13 protein-coding genes, 1 pseudogene and 2 CRISPR repeat arrays are annotated in these 19,547 nt (G+C 67.7%); of the genes and pseudogenes, 4 read left to right on the top strand and 10 right to left on the bottom strand.

What is annotated here, in order from left to right:
* Window positions 1-194: 194 nt before the first annotated feature.
* Window positions 195-1,261: direct repeats of the CRISPR family, unit length 26 nt; unit sequence GCTCCCCGCGCACGCGGGGGTGATCC.
* 177 nt (window positions 1,262-1,438) lie between these two features.
* Window positions 1,439-2,107: an HNH endonuclease family protein gene (locus AB0B14_RS18630; RefSeq protein ID WP_357523190.1), complete on the bottom strand. Its 669-nt coding sequence runs from the start codon at window positions 2,105-2,107 to the stop codon at window positions 1,439-1,441.
* A 434-nt stretch (window positions 2,108-2,541) separates the two neighbouring features.
* Here AB0B14_RS18630 and AB0B14_RS18625 point away from each other — a divergent pair, with 434 nt between their 5' ends.
* The 4 genes and pseudogenes from AB0B14_RS18625 (at window position 2,542) to AB0B14_RS18610 (ending at window position 8,061) form a co-directional block, all read left to right on the top strand.
* Window positions 2,542-3,444: a hypothetical protein gene (locus tag AB0B14_RS18625; protein ID WP_357523157.1), complete on the top strand. Its 903-nt coding sequence runs from the start codon at window positions 2,542-2,544 to the stop codon at window positions 3,442-3,444.
* Between the two features lie 219 nt (window positions 3,445-3,663).
* Window positions 3,664-6,138: direct repeats of the CRISPR family, unit length 22 nt; unit sequence CCCGCGCACGCGGGGGTGATCC.
* A gap of 860 nt (window positions 6,139-6,998) precedes the next feature.
* Window positions 6,999-7,130: pseudogene (locus AB0B14_RS18620) on the top strand (hypothetical protein); the annotation flags it as partial.
* Window positions 7,131-7,147: 17 nt separating this feature from the next.
* Window positions 7,148-7,486 carry a winged helix-turn-helix domain-containing protein gene (locus AB0B14_RS18615; protein ID WP_357523155.1) on the top strand — a complete coding sequence of 113 codons (339 nt, stop codon included), beginning with the start codon at window positions 7,148-7,150 and terminating at the stop codon, window positions 7,484-7,486.
* A complete protein-coding gene (locus tag AB0B14_RS18610; RefSeq protein WP_357523153.1) occupies window positions 7,465-8,061 on the top strand; it encodes a transposase in 597 nt (198 codons plus the stop codon). The genes AB0B14_RS18615 and AB0B14_RS18610 overlap by 22 nt, the downstream gene beginning before the upstream one ends.
* Window positions 8,062-8,231: 170 nt before the next feature.
* Here the strand turns inward: AB0B14_RS18610 and cas2e are convergent, their stop codons facing one another.
* From cas2e to AB0B14_RS18565, 9 genes are all read right to left on the bottom strand, one after another.
* The gene (gene cas2e, locus AB0B14_RS18605; RefSeq protein WP_357064588.1) at window positions 8,232-8,588 is read right to left on the bottom strand and encodes a type I-E CRISPR-associated endoribonuclease Cas2e; all 357 of its coding nucleotides are present in this window, start codon (window positions 8,586-8,588) and stop codon (window positions 8,232-8,234) included.
* Window positions 8,588-9,538, bottom strand: a complete 951-nt coding sequence (cas1e, locus tag AB0B14_RS18600; protein ID WP_357523151.1) for a type I-E CRISPR-associated endonuclease Cas1e — start codon at window positions 9,536-9,538, stop codon at window positions 8,588-8,590. The genes cas2e and cas1e overlap by 1 nt, the downstream gene beginning before the upstream one ends.
* A 15-nt stretch (window positions 9,539-9,553) precedes the next feature.
* Window positions 9,554-10,219: a type I-E CRISPR-associated protein Cas6/Cse3/CasE gene (cas6e, locus tag AB0B14_RS18595; RefSeq protein ID WP_357523150.1), complete on the bottom strand. Its 666-nt coding sequence runs from the start codon at window positions 10,217-10,219 to the stop codon at window positions 9,554-9,556.
* 2 nt (window positions 10,220-10,221) lie between these two features.
* Window positions 10,222-10,923, bottom strand: coding sequence for a type I-E CRISPR-associated protein Cas5/CasD (gene cas5e / locus AB0B14_RS18590; RefSeq protein WP_357064583.1), 702 nt, complete (start codon window positions 10,921-10,923; stop codon window positions 10,222-10,224).
* Window positions 10,920-12,044, bottom strand: a complete 1,125-nt coding sequence (gene cas7e / locus AB0B14_RS18585) for a type I-E CRISPR-associated protein Cas7/Cse4/CasC (protein ID WP_357523149.1) — start codon at window positions 12,042-12,044, stop codon at window positions 10,920-10,922. The genes cas5e and cas7e overlap by 4 nt, the downstream gene beginning before the upstream one ends.
* A complete protein-coding gene (gene casB, locus AB0B14_RS18580; protein ID WP_357064579.1) occupies window positions 12,041-12,715 on the bottom strand; it encodes a type I-E CRISPR-associated protein Cse2/CasB in 675 nt (224 codons plus the stop codon). Before casB ends, cas7e begins: the two co-directional genes overlap by 4 nt.
* Window positions 12,712-14,373, bottom strand: a complete 1,662-nt coding sequence (gene casA / locus AB0B14_RS18575; RefSeq protein ID WP_357523148.1) for a type I-E CRISPR-associated protein Cse1/CasA — start codon at window positions 14,371-14,373, stop codon at window positions 12,712-12,714. The genes casB and casA overlap by 4 nt, the downstream gene beginning before the upstream one ends.
* 164 nt (window positions 14,374-14,537) lie before the next feature.
* The gene (cas3, locus tag AB0B14_RS18570; protein ID WP_357523147.1) at window positions 14,538-17,378 is read right to left on the bottom strand and encodes a CRISPR-associated helicase Cas3'; all 2,841 of its coding nucleotides are present in this window, start codon (window positions 17,376-17,378) and stop codon (window positions 14,538-14,540) included.
* A complete protein-coding gene (locus tag AB0B14_RS18565; RefSeq protein WP_357523146.1) occupies window positions 17,375-19,480 on the bottom strand; it encodes a UvrD-helicase domain-containing protein in 2,106 nt (701 codons plus the stop codon). The genes cas3 and AB0B14_RS18565 overlap by 4 nt, the downstream gene beginning before the upstream one ends.
* Between the last annotated feature and the right edge of the window lie 67 nt (window positions 19,481-19,547).

The raw sequence follows: 19,547 nt of genomic DNA, 5'->3' as shown, positions 1-19,547 counted from the left end.
TGTTGATGGTTGTCCGGCAAGGCGGCTGAGGCGCCGTCCAGTGAGTTGGTCGGGAGCGGGGTCAATTGCTACCGCCCGAACTAAACTAAGCGCTGCACCTACGACCAGAAGCAGGACAATGCGAGATGACAGTCGCGCCAGCAAGAGTGAAGCAAATCAGCACAGTTGATTTTTGAAATCGCAGGTCAGGAAGCCTGCTCCCCACGCACGCGGGGGTGATCCCAGCCTGCGGATGACGACTCGCGCCGACCTGATCTGCTCCCCACGCACGCGGGGGTGATCCGTTGTGGAGGCCCACCCCGAGCACCCCGACAGGCTGCTCCCCACGCACGCGGGGGTGATCCCGGGCAGGGTGGGGCGTCGTCGCCCGGTGCTCATCGGCTCCCCACGCACGCGGGGGTGATCCCGTGATTGTGTCGATGACGGCATAGGCACCGTTCTGCTCCCCGCGCACGCGGGGGTGATCCCTAGTCGGAGACCGCCGACGCGGTGTTGGCCGCCTGCTCCCCGCGCACGCGGGGGTGATCCGACGTGCATGTCCTCTTCGTCGTACGCCTTCACTGCTCCCCGCGCACGCCGGGGTGATCCCGTCGCACTGACCTGCGATAATGAGAGGGCCGCTGCTCCCCGCGCACGCGGGGGTGATCCCAGGGTCGCCTTGGCAGCGTCGCCGTCGATCGTCTGCTCCCCGCGCACGCGGGGGTGATCCAGACGAAGGCACCTCCCGGGTGGTGGTGGAACGCTGCTCCCCGCGCACGCGGGGGTGATCCCCCGTCGATGCTGACCTGGCCGTCGTCGAGTGGCTGCTCCCCGCGCACGCGGGGGTGATCCCGGTGAATAGGCCCGGCAGCTCGTCGTCAGGGGCTGCTCCCCGCGCACCCGGGGGTGATCCCAAGACTCCGTACACGGTCGGCGCTGCTGGTCCGCTGCTCCCTGCGCACGCGGGGGTGATCCGGGTGCGTTTCGGGGGATGCTGCCCGACCTGAACTGCTCCCCGCGCACGCGGGGGTGATCCCGCGTGAAGCTCGGCATCGAGGCGAGCGCCGTCCTGCTCCCCGCGCACGCGGGGGTGATCCTTTGACGTACTGCCCGTTAGGCAGTAGTTGACTCTAGCTCCCCGCGCACGCGGGGGTGATCCCCGGCCCGACATCGACTCCCGCGCCGTCGACGGACTGCTCCCCGCGCATGCGGGGGTGATCCCCCTTTTCGGTACAGCTCGACCTTGCGCAGCAGCTGCTCCCCGCGCGTGTGCGGGGGCGACCCCTTGGTCGGCGGTAGCGGGAACGCGCAAAACGTCTGCCCACGCGCAGGTGGGGTGATCCTCTGACCGAGACACTCCGGGTGGTGGAGGTGGTCTGCTTCCGTGCACAGCGGTATCCGCCTCGAACTGCTCGACGGTCAGCAGTCCTGCCTGCTCTCCGCGCACGCGGGGGTCTGGTCACGAGCTGCAGGTGCTGAGCGTGCTTTGAAGCGCGGACTTCTCCGACGCCTGCAAGGTCAGGCTCCAGCTGTACTTCACGGTGATCCACATCTTGGCGTAGCTGCATCGGTACGACGACAGGGACGGCTGCCAGGTGGAGGGGTCCTGGTCGCCCTTGGACTGGTTCACGTTGTCCGTCACTGCAATCAGCTGCGGACGGGTGAGGTCGTTGGCGAAGCTCTGCCGGCGACTGGTCGTCCAGGAGTTGGCCCCGGAGCGCCATGCCTCGGCAAGGGGCACGACGTGGTCGATGTCGACGTCCGAGGCAGCCGTCCAGGTGGCTCCATCGTAGGGGCTGTACCAGCGGCCGGAGGTGGCCGCGCAGGAACTGTCGACGATGACGGACGTGCCGTCGCGCTTGAGGACCTGTTCGCGGGTGTTGCAGCTACCGCTGACCGTGCTCCAGTGCGGAAACAGGTCCCGCGAGTAGCCACTCGTCGAGCCCTGCGCCGCCACGGCCAGGGCGTTGAGCTGCGACTGCGCCGTCGCCTTCGACGGGATCCCGGGAGGCGTGGCCGACGCCGGCTGCGCGCTGATCCCGACCAGGCCAGCGACGGCGGTGAGGACGACGACGGCTGCGTGGCGCGTAACGCGTGGGATACGGGCGGAGAGTCGAGCTACCCGCATGAGGGCCTCCTTGGCAGTGGATGGACGGCAACCATCTCCGACGATCATGTACATCCATGTACTTGCTTGTGAAGGGGCAGGGAAGCAGCTACGAAACTTCGACGAGCTTGAGCGTCACTGGTTCGCGGGCGTGGACTGGGGAGTCCCAGGGATCCCAGCCCACGCCTGCCATTGCGCATGCTCCCGCCCGGCGGTCGGCGTGTTCTGGCCCCCGCCGTACGGATGCCATTTCCGGCGCTGCTCAATTCGACGATCAGGTCAGACCGAAGCCCGGGTAGAAGGGCCGGGAACCTCATCCCCGCCAACATCGTCTCAGAGGTACACCGAATGCCTACATTCATCCACCAGGGAGTAATATGCGAATATTCGTCAAAGGGCTCGTCGTAATGATGACCGTGGCAGGCCTTACCGCATGTGCTCGGGGTACGTCCACGGTGGCCAACGAACCGGTCGGCGGACCGGAGGCGAAGCCATCGACATCGCTCACCGGCACACCAACCGCCCAGACCGGGTGGACCTCCTGCGCGGTCAACGCCCCGGTCGGCGCCGACGGGCGCCCGCCCCACGCCCTCACCCTGCCGCGCCTGGGCAACGAATTCACGGTCGCGTCCGCGATCCACTGCCAGCTCGGTCCAAAGCAGCGCGCTGACGGCGGCGAGGACCTAGTCCTCACCGAGGACCGCACCACCGATCTGACGGCGCTACTTGCCGCGCTACGCCTGCCCGACGACACAACTGCCATCGAGGCCTGCACCACAGAGATGCCCTGGGAACCGAACCTGCTGCTATTTGACGCCCACGGCTACTGGATCCGACCGGGGCTGCCGGTGGACACCTGCGGAAAGCCCCTCGCCAAGGTATCGGAGGCGGTGCGCGCTCTGCGGTTGACCACGGTGTCGGAAACGGTCGTACGGGAAATCGTGTCGGCCGGAGCTGCCGCCTCCGGATGCAGCCAGGACTGGTCGACAATGGCGGCCGCCGAGGCACGGTCAGGCCCGGTGTCGATCCCGTCAGCCGCGACGCTGCGCCTGTGCGTGTTCCGAGTGCCCGCGCAACAGCAGGGCACACCCCAGACCGCCGGAACCTCCGAATACGGATTCCTCCTGCCTCAACAGCGGCGCGCGGCCATCGAACGAACGTTGGCGCTGCTACGCCCAGCCAAGAAATGCTCGGGTACCGCAGACCGGTTCGCCGTGTTGCAAGACGCCACCGTCATGGGCGGTGACGCGATCTACGTCGAACTCGATCATTGCCGGCGGGTGCTGGCCACACCGGTATACGGCCCGTCGATCTTGGCCCAAGCCGACAACACGCTCATCGAACTGTTCAAGCGGTAGCCGCTCCAGAGCTGGGCCAACTCGCCATCCTTACCAACGCGACTAGCAGCGTCCATCCAATATCGACCTCAGACACGATTTCAGGCTCACCCACTAGGCTGTAGCCGAGCTTGCCTGCCTAGATAGCCCCCCATACCGACCGAGACCGAGTGGACGATCTTGCGGAGCCTAGTGAATAAAAACCGCGAAGTTGATCTATAACGCCGCAGGTCAAGAAGTCTGCTCCCCGCGCACGCGGGGGTGATCCCTGTAGGTAGCCGTCCCCGGTCGCGGCGAAAACCTGCTCCCCGCGCACGCGGGGGTGATCCCGATGCCGCCGTCTCGCTCGGCCGCGCTCGTCTCTGCTCCCCGCGCACGCGGGGGTGATCCCCGGAGCCGGGCCCTGGCCTCCGGCAACGTCCTCTGCTCCCCGCGCACGCGGGGGTGATCCACCCTGCCTCGGCACGTCGATGGTCGACAGCCGCTGCTCCCCGCGCACGCGGGGGTGATCCCTGTCGTTGCAGTTCGACGCCGACGAGTACCGGCTGCTCCCCGCGCACGCGGGGGTGATCCCGGGAATCCGGCGGTGCAGTTGCCGGTCCGGGCCTGCTCCCCGCGCACGCGGGGGTGATCCCAACGCGATCCGGGACGTGGTCCGGGCGATCGTCTGCTCCCCGCGCACGCGGGGGTGATCCGGCGATCGTGACCATGGTGGAAGTGGACCTCGACTGCTCCCCGCGCAGGCGGGGGTGATCCCGGTAACTCCGGGTGAAGGTTCAGCCAAGCGGTCTGCTCCCCGCGCACGCGGGGGTGATCCCGTGTCGGCCTTGCGGCTCAGGGTGTCGCAGACCTGCTCCCCGCGCACGCGGGGGTGATCCCAGGTACAGCATCAGCCCCGAGCAGTCGAACGTCTGCTCCCCGCGCACGCGGGGGTGATCCGCCCTCGCCGAGGCGCACAACACCGCCGTACGGCTGCTCCCCGCGCACGCGGGGGTGATCCCAACACGCCGCGGGGCGACGCCGGGCAGATGTCCTGCTCCCCGCGCACGCGGGGTGATCCCGTCGGGGGAACGTCACCTCTGAGCGCAATCTCTGCTCCCCGCGCACGCGGGGGTGATCCGGAGATCCACCAGGGCGCGTCGAGCGGAGTCGACTGCTCCCCGCGGCGCACGCGGGGGTGATCCGAGGATGGGCCATGCAGTTCCACACCAACGAATCTGCTCCCCGCGCACGCGGGGGTGATCCCATGCGGGCGGCGTCCTCTGCCCGCTCCGACAGCGGCTCCCCGCGCACGCGGGGGTGATCCCCGGACCGGTGCTGGTTGAGATCAGGGATGTGGCTGCTCCCCGCGCACGCGGGGGTGATCCGATCGCCACCGCGCTGCGCTGCCCGCCAGCAGACTGCTCCCCGCGCACGCAGGGGTGATCCCGCGATGGTCGTGCCGCCCCGGAAGTCCTCCCCCTGCTCCCCGCGCACGCGGGGGTGATCCCCTTCTCCTGAGCGCGTTCCGGATGGGCATCGTCTGCTCCCCGCGCACGCGGGGGTGATCCGGAAGAGGATCTGACGTGGCCGAACAGGTGAGCCTGCTCCCCGCGCACGCGGGGGTGATCCCGTCTCCGCAATCACGGGGACCTTCCAGATCGCCTGCTCCCCGCGCACGCAGGGGTGATCCCGCCGACAGGAGAAGGTTCTTCACGGTGTCGGGCTGCTCCCCGCGCACGCGGGGGTGATCCGGCCGCGCCCACGCCGCGCTCGTCGAGGCGTACCTGCTCCCCGCGCACGCGGGGGTGATCCGCACATGGGCTTGCCCGTTCCTGGCACCCCTAACTGCTCCCCGCGCACGCGGGGGTGATCCCGTGAATGGGCAGCCGATGATCGGCGAGGGTGACTGCTCCCCGCGCAGCGGGGGTGATCCAAGTTGAAGGGCCAGCGTTGGCGCGCTGGCCCCTGCTCCCCGCGCACGCGGGGGTGATCCGGACTCGCGCGTGTCCCCACCGTTGGAGCCCAGCTGCTCCCCGCGCACGCGGGGGTGATCCCACGGCCCGTGGATGCTCCGCAAAGTCCATCAACTGCTCCCCGCGCACGCGGCGGTGATCCCTTCGGCCAGCAGGTCTGGCGCTACGGCGGCAGCTGCTCCCAACGCACGCGGGAGTGATCCGCCGCCGGGCGGACAGCGGATCATGACGACCGTCTGCTCCCCGCGTACGCGGGGGTGATCCGGCACCTCGTCCCGCCGCGGTTTGACGTCCGGCTGCTCCCCGTGCACGCGGGGGTGATCCGGCGTAGGCGCTGCCGACCCGCGCGCAGGCGATCTACTCCCCCGCGCACGCGGGGTGATCCGTCGTCCAGGACGCCCTGGAGGGCCTTCTTGCCAGCGTCGGTTGCCTGCTTCCCGTGCACGCGGGGGTGATGCCTTCCCCATCTAAGCGAAGTAGGCGACCGACCCCTGCTCCCCGCGCAAGCGGGGGTGATCCCGCGAACGCCTTACCGGCGGCCGGGCGCTCGAACTGCTCCCCGCGCACGCGGGGGTGATCCTCTCGTCGCTGCTGCGGTGGCTCAAGTTCATTACTGCCCCCGCGCGCGGGGGTGATCCGCCCTCGACACACACATTCGCACTCTCCCCCGGCTGCTCCCCGCGCAGGCGGGGGTGATCCGTACCAGCCGCCGGCCGTCGACTCGGCGTCGTTCTGCTCCCTGCGCACGCGGGGGTGATCCGGCTTGGATGTGCCCCGCGCCGCAGGGCACCGATGCTCCCCACGCACTGGGGGATCCCCGTCCGTGCCGTCCGACGCGCTGACCTGTGGGCTGCTTCCCGCGCACGCGGGGGTGATCCGGACGGGCTGACCAACATCAAGGAGGTGATCCGTTGCTCCCCGCGCACGCGGGGAGTGATCCCTGGCGAATGAGCGTGTAGACCGACTCGTTGGCCTGCTCCCCGCGCAAGCGGGGGTGACCCCCTGCTGGCTGTGTGGGTACTCCTATCTGGAGCCTGCTCCCCGCGCAGGCGGGGGCGCTCCCTCCTGCTGGGCGATCTCCCACACCTCCCCGTCCTAATCCCTGTGCACCCGGGGGTGGATTCCCGACCGGCGGCGCGGTCGTCGCCGCCAAGAACTACTACCCGCGCATGCGAGGGGGATCCTGACGCGCCGTACAGGGTGACGGCCGGTGCCATCTGCTCCCCGCGCACGCGGGGTTATCCATAGGTGGGGCCGTCGTCGTACGACACGGTGTACTGCTCCCCGCCCACACGGGGGTGATCCTCGTCTCCGCCGCCTCGAAAATCCACCCCGTCCCTGCTCACTACGCATAAGAAAGGTGATCCGAACTCCCAGCCGCTGAGGGCAAGGGCGGAAGTCCGCTCCTCGCGCACTCGGGTATTCCCAGAACGTTGCCGAGCAGCACCACCGCCGAAGCCTGCTCCACGCACACGGCGACTGTCCTGCTCGGCAGTCACACCGAGCCCCACGCAAACCTCTCAGCAATATAGGAATGGTCCCTTACTACAGAGATTGAAGGGCTGACGTCTCTCGACGTGTCTGCGTGGTCTGCGTCGATGGTTTGGGTAGGTCGGGGTGATGAGGTATCCGGCTGGTGGTGGCATGAACGCGGCAGCCCGGGTCCGGCGTGAGAAGGTCCGGATCCAGGCCGCGACGATGTTCGAAGAGTCCAAACCGACGACGCAGATCGCTTCTGAGCTGCGGGTTTCCGAGAAGTCCGTCCGTGAGTGGCGACGCAAGTGGGCAGCTGGCGGAATCAACGCCCTGGCGTCGGCCGGGCGGGTGGTTCGGATTGCAAACTCTCCGCTGACCAGCAGAAAGAACTCACGAAGATGCTCGATGACGGTCCTCTGGCCCACGGCTGGGAGGACGCCCGCTGGACCCTGGCCCGTGTCGCCGAGGTCATCGATCGCCGCTTCGCGGTCAACTACACGCTGCGCGGGGTGTCCTATTTGCTGCACCGCATCGGGTACAGCCAGCAGGTCCCGACCCGCCGGGCGGTTGAACGTGCCCCCGAGGCGATCGCGAGTTGGCATCGTAGGCGGTGGCCGTCGGTAAGAGATTAGCCGCGACGCGGGGCGCCTGGATCTGCTTCCAGGACGAGGCAGGCCAGGTCATGCGACCGCCGGTGGCCAAGACGTGGGCCCGGCGCGGGCACACGCCGGTCATCGAGGTCTCCGGCAAGGGCTCCGGCCGGGTCTCGATCGCCGGTCTGGTCTGCCTCAAGCCCGGACAGCGAGGCCGGTTGATGTGGCGCACCCGGCTGCACCGCGGTCGCGCCGGGGAACGTGGCAGTTTCAGCGAGGACGACTACATCGCCTTCCTCGACCAGACCCACCAGCGCCTACAGGCACCGATAGTGCTGATCTGGGACAACCTGAACACCCACGTCAGCCACCGCATGCACGCCCTGATCGCCGCCCGGACCTGGCTGACCGTGATCCGGTTACCCGCCTACGCCCCGGACCTCAACCCCACCGAAGGCGTCTGGCGCTGGATGAAACGAGGCCTGACCAACACCGCCGCCCGCGGCGTCGACCACCTCGCGCAACTGGTCAAACGTCGACTACGCGCGTGTCAGCAGCAGACCGACCTCCTCGCCAGCACCGGCATGACCCTCGACCCCGAACCACCGAGATAGCTCGAACCTCAGCCTTTCAACCTCTGTAGCGGCCGGCTGGACTGATAACGAAACACTCACCCTGCAATCGAGGATCCCGTCGATCGGTTGATGCCATGCCCACCATTAACCCTCGACCGTAATCATTAGCATCAGCTATGGCGCCAATCGCCCTTATCGGTCCAGCATCTCTACGCCGGACGCCCACGTTTTCCAAACCGGCGGCGCCTTGCCGCTTTGCTCCAACCGCCGGGTATCGCAGGGTTGACGATCGGGTCGACAGGGCGACGCATCAGGGTGACCCCGTCGAGATCCACGGGTACCCAATGATGGTCGTGGGCCACGAACGAAAGCCGCTGCTCACCAGGAGCCTGATAGACCATCAGGGCGCGCCCTACGCCTGCCATCTCGATCACCCGAGCCCACAACCTGTCGCGCACTCGGGTGCTGATTTGTCCTACGTATACACCTGCTGACAGCTCCAACAGCCATTGCGTCAAATGCCCACGCAGCCCGGGCGGGCACGCGGTGAGGATGATGACGGTCATTAGAAATCAACCTCACCGATGTCGGCGTAGTTGCGGCCAGCGGTGAGTTCGATGCCGCCGTCGTCCCAGAGGCGGAGGGGATCCTCGTCCTCCATCTCACCGCCCGGTTGCGGCTGGAGGAGCAGCATACGGATGTCGCGGACACAACGCGCGAGGATCGCGCCGTCATGAACACGGTCACGTACGGCGCGCCGGGTGTCGGCGCCGATGTCAGTCGATCCGCTGGCCACCACATCGAACGCATCGGGGATGGTGATCTCCGCCTTGTATAGGTCCGCGATGTCGTAAACGAAGGCACGTTCATGCCCGGTGTGCACGAATCCGAGACCGGGCGCGGCCCCAAGCGCGACGATGACGGCGTGCACGATGCCGTACAGGCAGGCGTGCGCGGCTGACAACGCCTGGTTGATGGGGTCGCCACCGGCGAAGTCGGCCTGGTCATAGTCACGGTGACTCCATGCGACGCCACTTCGCTGGGAGTGTTCCCGGTAGGTCCGGCGGACTCGTGCGCCCTCCTTGCCACGTAGTTGCTGCATCGTGAGATTGGCGGTGCTTTCGCCCGGGAAGCGCATCGCGTACATGGTGCGGGCAACGGCAAGCCGGCGGTCACGGTTGCTGACGGCAGCAGCCTGCGCCAGAAGCAGCCGGCTGGAGGCGGCCAACGAGCGACCGTGGGCGTAGTAGCGCACTCCCCGCTCGCCGACCCAGATGGCAGTCGCACCGTGGTCGGCGAGCAGGGCGATGGCCTGGTGGGTGATGCTGGTTCCAGGGCCGAGCAGCAATACGCCCACTGAGGCCGCCGGGATGTGCACCACTCCTCGGTCATCGGTGGCGGTGATCGCGTTGCTGTCTCTGTGGATCACGCTACGTTCGAGATAGAGGAAGCTGATTCGGTCCTCGGCGCGGGTCAGATCGGCGAGTTCGGCTGGTGGTACGCCAGGGATCTTCATCCCATCAGACCGGTATCACCTGGCGGGGGCGAGCGTGAGCAGGCCGCAGCCGTACGCCTTTGCGTGCCCGATTCCGCTGGTCAGCGTCCGGCGGAAGGCATCCGCGTCGGTTATCTGGAGGATGCCGTCGTAGGTGACGGTGGTCAGGGTGACGGTCGCCAGGCCGCGCTTGAAGGTTTGCGTCTGACGGCGATGCAGCCGTAGGTTCGGGCGTCCGTCCTGCTGATCAGCCAGCGCGAATCCATTTCGGGCGGCGCGGCTTGTCAGCCAATCCATCTGCGCATCTTCACGTTGGAAGCCGAAGCGTTGCGTCTCCTTTGAGTCACTGGTCTTGCGCCCGCTGTGAGTCGGGTTGGCGGTCAGCCGAAACGCCCAGTCCTGTCCGGTGTTCAGCGAGCCGAGCAGTCCGTCGTAGTCGCGTGTCACCCACGCCTCGGTGGTGGGCCAGCCTGCCTGCTCGACGAGATGGGTGAGGTCGGGTCGGCCCGGGCTGACGACGTAGAGGTGAACGGTCGCGGGCGCCGACGCGTCGAGCCGCCACAACGTCCGGGCGCCGTCCCGTTCGTGATCGTCTGGATTGGCGAAGGCCGAGCGGACCGCGGCGTGCATGGCATGCGGCGACGAGAGCAGCTTCCGTGCGCCTCGGCGCGCCGGGTTGATCTGAAATCGGGTGAGGAACAACTTCAGCCTCCCAGCAGGCTTAACGGGTCATGCTCGGTAACGCCCGTCTGATCCGCGCGATCGTTGGTGATGTCTACGTGCCGACGCAGAATCGACCGCCAGGTGTGCTGCCGGTGCGCCGGATCAAAGCTGACCGGCTCGTCGGGCACGGTCTCGGTAATCGGCTCGCCGGGTCGGGCGTCCCTGATGATCTCCAGTCGGATCGTGCGGCCCGCCTTGCGGCGATACCAGTCCGCGGCGAGCCAGGGCCACGAGGTCAGGGCGTTGTCGAGGCTCTCATCGTGGACGCCAAGGCTGATCGGCCCGACCGGCGGGCATGAGCGGCGTCCGAGGTAGAGCGGGAACTGCGGCCGGCCCAGCGCGTCCGCCAGGCCGTGTAGCAGCTCGCTCTCGCCGCTGACGGCGGCGAGGAAGGCTGCGTCTGACAGGTAGAAGCGGTAGGTCAGTGGTGCGCTGAGACGGCCGTCGAGAGAACGAGCGGTCTGGAAGTCTCGCAGGATTTGCCCCGGCTGGTCGAGGCGTACCCCGAACTCCAGACCGAGTAGGTCGGTGAGCGGCTCAGTGCGTCGTACACCTTTGGCTGCTGCAAGCAGCCCGATGACACCGCTCTTGGTCGGCGCGACCTCGGTGCCCCGGCGGGCGAAGCGGCTGGACGACCCCCACGATTGCAGTGGGCCGGCCAGCCTGAGCAGCAGGACGCTCATGCCGGCTGGCCGAGCGCTACGGCGACGTGCTCTCCCACCCCGGTGACCAGTTCGCTAAAGCTGACCGCCTTACCGAGGTCGGCGAGCACCGCGGTCTTCTCGCCGACCTGGGTGACCCAGCTGGCGACTGGCCGCTCGCCGAAGGCATTCTCGACCGCCGCAGTGTGCTTGGCCAGGGCAACGGCGGCTAGCTCGACGCGGCCGGCGGCGTTGGTCTCACGGATGGGCGTCTCGAATGCACCGACGAGATTGATCGGCTGCGAATCGCGGAGCCTCACTAGCACGGCGTCGGGCAGCGTCCGGTGGGCGAACGTGTTCTGCTTCCCCGACGGCATGCTGCGGGCGAAGGCGACCAGGAACGCTTCGACGGCTGCACGGGTGGCTTCCGCGTCGCCGAGGGTGCGGTGCAGTGCGTCGACGTCGACCGTGGCGTATCGGTACAGGGTGGACGAGTTGAACTCGATGGTGCCGATCATGCCGGCACCGGTCTCAGCGACATCGGCCTTCCGGTCGTCGACCGCAGTGAAGTAGTCAAACTCGTTGTCGACGGCGTGCACGCTGATGGCGTGGGAGACCTGGCAGGCGGCGTCGACGTTGATGTCCGTCATGTCCGCCATCATTCGCCCGAACATCGCGATGTCGACCGAGTGGTCCGTGTTGGCCAACGCCTTGAACCGGGCCTTGTCCAGCGGAGTGCCGGTGCGCGCCGTTTCCAGCGCGGCGGCGGCAAGGTTGTCCAGCTGCTGGTGGCTGAGGAAGAGCAGGTAACCGGATTCGACGTCCTTGACCTCGCCCTTCTTCTTCTCAGCCTTGGCAAGGCCGGAAGCGACGAACACCTCGGCGGCCAGTGCGGACGCGCTCTCGTCGGACTGGCTCGGGTCGAGGGCCTTGATCCGTGTCGCGAGTGACTCGCCCACACGCTTGGTTCGCTCGCCGAGCTGAGAGCGGTCGAGCAGGTCAGCGAACGCGAGCCGGACGGCCCGCTTCCATGCCTGGCTGGATACACGTGCGCGCCGTACGCCGCCGTAGACGGCAGTCTTGGGCGAGCCGGTGTCGTCGCGATTGAGGTTGCTCGGCGGCACCGTCTGCAGGGCGTAGACGTCAATGATGGTGCGGCTCATGATGGGTACTCCTCAGAGGGCTCGGCGGTGAGGGCCTGAACGTCGATGCTCGGCTGGCTGCGGAACGACTCCCGGCCCCAGATGGCCTGGATCTGGACACGACCGCCGGGTCGGCGAAGGGTATGTAGGTCGTCGGCGAGCAGGCCGTAGTCGACGGGGACCTGGTGTTCTCGCAGCATGGTCGTGAGGCTGCGAAGGTGGTAAATGCTCTCTTGGTAGGTGCTGGCGGTGCCGAGGGCCGCGAAGCGGCGGCGCACCCCCTCCGGGCCGTTGGACTTGCGGACGAGGTCAGCCAGGGCGAGGCCCAGCCCGCGTCCGTTCACGTGCATCCGCTCCCGGCGTGACTGCTGGTGCAGCGCGTACAGGGTCACTGCGTCGTGTACCGCGTGCTCGGTGTCGGCCGCCTCGGCGTCATCGGCCGGCCGATAGCCCAGCAGGTGCTCCGGCACCTGCAGGTACCTCTCCAACGTGAAATCGAAGCCCGGAGCTCGGCCGATCCCGCGCCTTAGCCTGGCCAGGGCGCTCACCGCCTCCGGTTGCGATGCGTCGCTTAGCAGTCGCGCCTGCAGGCTCCCCACCGTACGGGCGACGTGCTCACCAAGGTCCTTGCGGCGCCGGACCCACGGCTTGCGCGCCGGCGCAGGTGGGGGGTCAATCTCCACCACGGTCATGCTGGTTCCTCCTGCCGTTGTTGCGGAGTCTCGGCTGCCATTGGCAGCGCCTTGGCCAGGCCGCGGCGGAACCACGCCTCGGCCTGCGAGCTGGAGTAGTGAACTTCTCGGCCGTTTCGGTCGACGCCCGCGCGGCCGATCCAGGCCGCTGGGCCGGTTGCGGCGACCAGTTCGTCACCGAGCCGAAGGATGGCCCGGCGCACCAGCCGCTGCCACGAGGCGCGCTCGGTCACCGGGTCACTGTCCGGACCGAGGCGCGCCAGCCAGTCGCGAAAGTTCTGGTCGAGCCGGGCGTACGCCTGCTCAGCGGCCCGCTCGGCGTCACCGCTGTCGATGTCCCGGCTACCCGCGGCGCGGGCCAAGTTGTCAGCGAGCCGACGCAGCACCTTCACCGCACTCTCGGCGTCAGCTGCGGCGTCGACGGCTGCCGTGCGCAGCTCAGAGTGTTCGACCAGCAGCAGCACATTCATGGTCAACGCGTCGCTGAACACCTCATCGACGACTGCCTGCTGGGTGCCGTAGGTAACGCTGGTGGCGCGCGGACGAACCCGAAACTCCGGCCCGACCACCCCGGTGACAGTCAGTCGGGCCAGCCACTGCACCACCATCGGCGAAAGCCGCTGTGGCGGTTCGGCGCCGGGTGGTGGCGGCGCCGGCAGCAAGGTCTGCAGACCACGCCACAGTGCCCGGCTGTGGTCATGCGGCCGCGGTAGGTAGATCGGGGTCCGTTTCTGTTCGCGCTCGCGCGGCCCGCTGCGTCCCCACACACTCATCGGTTCGAGCAGGTGCCGATCCTGCCAATCGAGTCGGTCACCGATGGCGATCATGGCGCCGGTGATGCCGCCGGCATCACCGAAGAGCCGGACGCGGCGCGCCTGCCAGGTATACAGACTGAGCAATCCGTAGGGGCCGCGGGTCGCATCGCTCTCTTCGTAGGCCGTCTGTGGCTCGCGTTCCCACACCGGCAGGTCTCGATCGTCGGCGTTCTGCCAGCCGGGCGCGACCGGCACCAGGTTGAGCAGCAGCGTTTCCCGCAGAGTCACACCCTCAAGGTGGACACCACCCAACGCCCCGAGAGATCCCACGCCGATCGGATAGCCTCGCCCGCCCTTGACCCGTGGGTCTCCGACGGCACCCGTCTTGATGCCGGATGGGTCGTACGCCTGGCAGTGCACCAACCAGCGGGCCGCCTCTGCAGGCGAGATCGACTTCATCCCTTCCCCAGCACGCGTGGTCAGGAACGGAATGCCATTGGGCACGTCAGCGATCAGCCGCTCCAGCCCGAACGTGTTGTTCTTGGCCGCCCGCAGGTCCGCGACCTGGTAGAACGGCTTTTCCGGGTGCAGCAGATTGAAGCGGTCACGGAACGCTCCGAGGTAGTCGGCGACATCCGCGACCGGGAGTTGCGGGGCATGCCACAGTGCCCGCCAAGCGCCGTCGCCGGGCGGGCCGCCTGTCGTCCGGTGCAGGACGGCGAGCGCGAGTCGCAGGATCGCGAACGACTGGGTGGGCAGCTCGCAGGCGATCATGCGGATGTCGCTGGCCTGTTCGAAGAGGCCGAGCAGTGACACTTCGCGACGCTGTCCCGCCGCGTCCAGCACCGGGATCCAGGCTTCATCTACGAGTACGAAGCCGGTTTCTTGGTTGGTACTTGTCAAGGCTGCTCACCACCGTCTAATCTCGACCAGGTCCACGAACAAAGTAAGCACACTGAGTGCCGCAAGCAAGCATGAAAGACGTCGGCTGCAACTGCCCTCGCCTTGGAGGGGTGATCCGTAAGCTCACTGGGTCGCAGCCATGCTCCCCGCGTAGGCGGGGATTTTCACCCAGCGCGGACGACATGGAGACCCCTGTGAAGGTCGTAGTGGAGATCGAAGGGGCCCACGCGGGCACAGCCGTCACCATCAACTTCAAGGACGAGCTCGCCCGCGAGCCAGGGGTTGTGTTGCCAGGCGCTCAAGTCGATCCGGCCCTCCAGGTCGGCGATAACCTCGTCGATGACGTCGGGTGCGGTCATGGCCCTTGGCATCGGGAGGGTACAGGCGGCGACGGAGCGACCCAGCCGCCAACTGGGGGTGGAAGCGGTCGGGATGACTACCCCACCGCCGTCGATCCATGGGGCGAGTCTTAGCCCGTCCGGTGTCCGTACCAGCAGCAGGACCTCAAGGGTTTCGCCGTCGGTGTCGCGGACGTAGCCTTGCGCTGCGCGGTCGTCGGCACCTGCGACGCCTCCGGAGAGCCAGCTGATCAGGGGCACCCCCGCCTCGGCCACGCTGGCGAGGCGGAAGCCATCCGCCTTCATCTCCTTGGCGGCGATTTCGTCTCGCTGCTTCGCCTCCGCCTCAGCCATTGCCGGTTGCCCCGACGGTGGCCCGAGTGGCTCGCCGCCGTAGGCGGACTGGGTGAGGGGCGCGATGTCCGACGGGATTCGTAGCGGGGCGCCGTCCAGGTGTGGCCGCAGCACCGCGGCGCTGCGCAGGAGCGTTGCCAGTTGGTAGACGCGACGCGAGCCGGCGACCGGTTGCGGCGGTTCGGTGCTCCAATCCGCACCAGTGACCCAGCACTCCGGTGTCCCGAGCCGAGCAGGGCGGCCGTCGCGGGGGTGGCGGTGTAGCCGGCCGATGCGCTGCAGCACCAGGTCGATCGGGGCCAGGTCGGTGACGAGCAGGTCGAAGTCGATGTCAAGGGACTGCTCGGCGACCTGGCTGGCAACCACGACGTGACGGTGAGGGCGGTTGCCGCTGCCCGGCGGCCCGAAGGTGTCGCGCAGCCAGCGATCTTTTGCGGCGCGGTCGACGGCCATGAACCGGGAATGCGCGACCGATACCGGAGTGTCTGGCCCGAGCACCGCCCGGAGCACGGTCGCGGTCTCCTGGACTCGTGCCACGGTGTTACGGACCACGAGCACGCAACCCCCGCCGGTCAGCCGTTCGCGCAACAGCTTCCCCAACGCAGGCAGATCGTCGTCCAGACGACGCAGTTTCACTTCAACGTTGCGCCCGGAGTCGGAGCAGCTGGTGGCTGCGGCACCCCGATCAATCGTGGAAACAGTGACGAGGGGGTATCGCAGATCGGTTCGGAGGGCGGCGTATGGGTCAACCTTCGTCTTGCCACGGTCACGCCAGGTGAGCGCGGGCAAGGGTCCGAGGCGGCCGTTGTCATACGCCGCCATGAGCTCGGCCCGTCGGTGGGCCGGAAGTGTCGCGGAGAGGACGACGACCGGGACGCCGTACGCGCCCAGCCACTCCAACGCCCGGTCCAGGAACCGCCCCATAAAGACGTCGTACGCGTGTGCCTCGTCAATGATCACTACCTTGCCGGCGAGGCCAAGGTGGCGCAGCACCAGGTGCTTGCTGCGCAGCGCCGCGAACAGCAGTTGGTCGATGGTGCCGACCACGAAGCTGGACAGCAGCGTCCGCTTCGAGCCGGCAAGCCAGCGGTGTACGCCGATGGCCGCGCCGCCGGTGTCCTCGGCGATGCCGCTCGGCAGGGACGTCATCCGCAGCTGGTCGTACTCGGGGTTGAGTGCCGCCTTGCCGTGCGCCAGCCGTACGTCACGGTCGCCTCGACCGACCCGGGTATCGGGTAGCCGGCGCAGCCAGGAGAGCATTCGGGCGAACATGGCATCGCTGGTGGCACGGGTAGGTAGCGCAAGGTAGCAGCCGGATGCTCCCGTGCGCCGCGCCAAGATCTCGACCGCCGCCAGCGCCGCCTCTGTCTTGCCCTCCCCCATCGCCGCCTCGACGATCATCATCCCGGGCGCAGGCATGGACGCAGCCAGTTCAGCAACCGTGCGCTGGACCGGGCGGGCCGCCGCGCCGGCGGGTAGCTCGAACCGCGCATCGAACAGTTCGTCAACGCTCACCGGTGGCGCAGCCGGCAGCCACGGTACGGGCAGGTCCAACAACTCCCAACCGGTCGTCAGCCGGTCGTCGTCTGCACTGTCCAGGACGTATGGGAAGAGTTCCTCGTTGCTCGCGATCCAGTCGGCGACGATGACCAGGCCGGTGAGGGCAGCCTGCATGGGCTGCGACAGCGGCACGTTTCTCCAGTCGCGAAGCCGTTCTGCTGCGCCAGACCGGTCGGCCATCCAGGTCAGGATCTCGTGCTGCACCTGCTGCCATGCCTGGTCACCGAGCAGGTACGGGCGCACCTGCGCGTCACGGAGGCCCTCATCGGTCGGCGGGGTGCCATGGTGGCCACCAACGATGACTGCGTACGGGTGTGGATCGATCCATTCTTGCTGCTGGAGCCAGTCAGCCAGGATGAGGTGCCCAGCGGTGGCATGGGGGGCGTACTTGCGGTCGGCGCGGATCAGGTCCCGGTCATATCCGAGCCCATGGTCACGCATTCGCTCAGCCAACCCGTATGCCTGGCAGGCGAAGGCAGGGGTGGCCTTGCCGATGTCGTGCACTCCCGCAATCCAGACAGTCAAGGTCCGGGCGTCCGCGTCGCCGCCGGGCATTTCGTCTGCGATACGTCGACGAACCGCAGGGCTCAGCCAGTAATCCCACAGCCTTCCGGCTACATCGGCAGTGTCAGCCAAGTGGCGCCACAGCGGCAGCCACCCGACCGTTGAAGTGCCCGTCCGGTCGGTCTTACCCCAGGCTGACCGGGCCGCGTCCCCAAGCTTCGGAGTTGCGGCAGCGATGGGGGTGTTCATGGGGCCGCCGGCAGCAGAGCGCTGGGTGTGCCGCTGTGCGACAGGTAGAGCACGTCACGAGCGCGGGTCAACGCGACGAACAGGAGGCACCGCTCTCGCTGCAGATCCTGCTTGTGCCCGTGCGGATCCTCCGTCGCCGCTGTCAACGCGTGTGGCGCCGGCAGCACCCCTGCATCCAGCCCGACAACTGCAAGGCATTGGAATTCCAAGCCTTTCATCCGATGCATGGTGGCGACGTGCACCCCGTCGACGCCTCGTTGGTCGTCGGCGACGGGAATGTGGGCGTCGCTCAAGATCTTGCTGATGGCCTTGACGAGCTGCCCAGTACGGACGGCTACGCCGATTGCATGCGGCTCTACGTCCTGCTCCAGCCAGGTCCCGATACGCTCGATGAGCGCTTCGAACTCGCTGTCGCGGTCGTCGCAGGCTACGACCTTGGGTACGCCGCCACGCGTGAGCGAGCGGTAGCCCCGCAGCGTGTCACCCTCGCCGTCCAGGCCGACAGCGGCGTCTCCGTTGAGGACCTTCACTGAGAGATCCAAGATCTCGTGGGTTGTGCGGTAATTGACGGTGAGCCGGCGGGTTCGGCCACGGACCTCAATGCCGAGCTGCGCCAGCGACACGTGGTTGTCGTAGATGCGTTGGTACGGGTCGGCGAGCAGGAACATGTCGTTCGGTCCGGGCGCGACCAGTGCGCGCAGCAGGCGCCACTGCGCCGGGTGGAGATCCTGCCCCTCGTCAACGATGACGTGTCGGTACGGGGGCGGTGACTGCCGCGCGATCGTGGCCGCGTTGTCAGCGAGCTGGGTGTGCGTGCTCATCCGCCGTTTCGTCAGGTCCCGCCTGACAGCTTCAATCGCGCTCCACACCTGCTCGCGTTGGGTTGCGCGGAGCCCTTCGCCGCGTCCCTTGCGTGGGGCGTCGCGGTAGGCCTCAAGGGTTGTTAACTGCTGGGCCAGCACCACCTGCTCCCACTCTCGCCTGAGGAAGGCGGCGCTGAAGGTCCTGACTTGGCCGGTCCGGCTCAGGTAGGTGGGACCAGCCTTGGCAGTCGCTTCCCACAGTCGATCTGTGACTTCGCCGTCGGCGACCGTGATCTTCCGGCCGCTTCGAGCAGCAATCTCGTAAGCCAGCTTGTCGACGCTGACCACATCGATACGAGCCCGCACGGCCGGGTCCGCAGTGAGTCGGTAGAGCTGCCTGCCCAAGGAGTCCGCGAGCGCGCGGGTGAATGTGGTCAGCAGCACCTTGCCGCCGCTCTCTGGCAGCCGCTCGGCGAGAAAGACCGCCCGATGCAGGCCGGTGACTGTCTTGCCGGTCCCGGCACTGCCAGTGACCAGCGCGGGACCGCTGTAGGTCTCCCGGTAGGCCACGTCGCGTTGCGTCGGGTGTAGGAACGTCCGCCAGGCATCGAAGGGGTGGGCGAGAATGGCAGCCAGCTCCACCGGACCAGAGACGAAGGCGATCCGCTCCGGAGTGCGGTGCGCTGCGGCCAAGAGATCGTCAGTGTCCACGCCCGATACGATCCGGTCAGCGAGCTCTGCCCACACCTCTGTCACGGACAGGCCACTGGCCAGCCCACGTAGGACGTCGAGCTGCACGTCAGGCAAGCGCGAGCCAAGACTCTCTAGCTGCTGGTCGGTGGCGATGACGCGCAGCAGTGGTACCAAATCCTCGTCCACGCCGAGTCGGAGGAAATCGGCGGAGGAGACGCGGTCGAACAGTCCGCCACCGCGCGATGCCGACGGTTCAGCCCGACTGAACTCCTCAATACCTACCTGGTCGCGCATCTCCAACACGCCGAGTGCCTGGTTGACGGTGAATCGGCGACTCACCGCGAAGGCGATGGCATCGTCGTGCGGCAGAACGTTGAGCAGAGCGTATTTCTGCTCTCCGAGGGCAAGCACAACACCGCGGTAGAACTGGTCGATGCGGATGGTGCGGATGTTCGGGTCTCGTGCGCCGGTCAGCTTCTCCAAATGCAGGCCAGCATGGGTGTGCTCGGCGAACCTACTGATGGCCGAGACCACGGCGTGTTGCACCCGGCGCTGCAGCCTGGCATAGGCGGGAAGGAACCCCCGCTCGATGGCCAACTCAGCCACACCACTCACCTTCCTCGTTGCCCCGGTTGGACCCGAGCGGCACCAACCACGGCATCACCGCGTGCGC

This window comes from Micromonospora sp. NPDC049171, from assembly GCF_040648275.1.
In the GTDB taxonomy this organism is placed as follows: domain Bacteria; phylum Actinomycetota; class Actinomycetes; order Mycobacteriales; family Micromonosporaceae; genus Micromonospora.
This window is presented reverse-complemented; position numbering and strand designations above follow the sequence as displayed.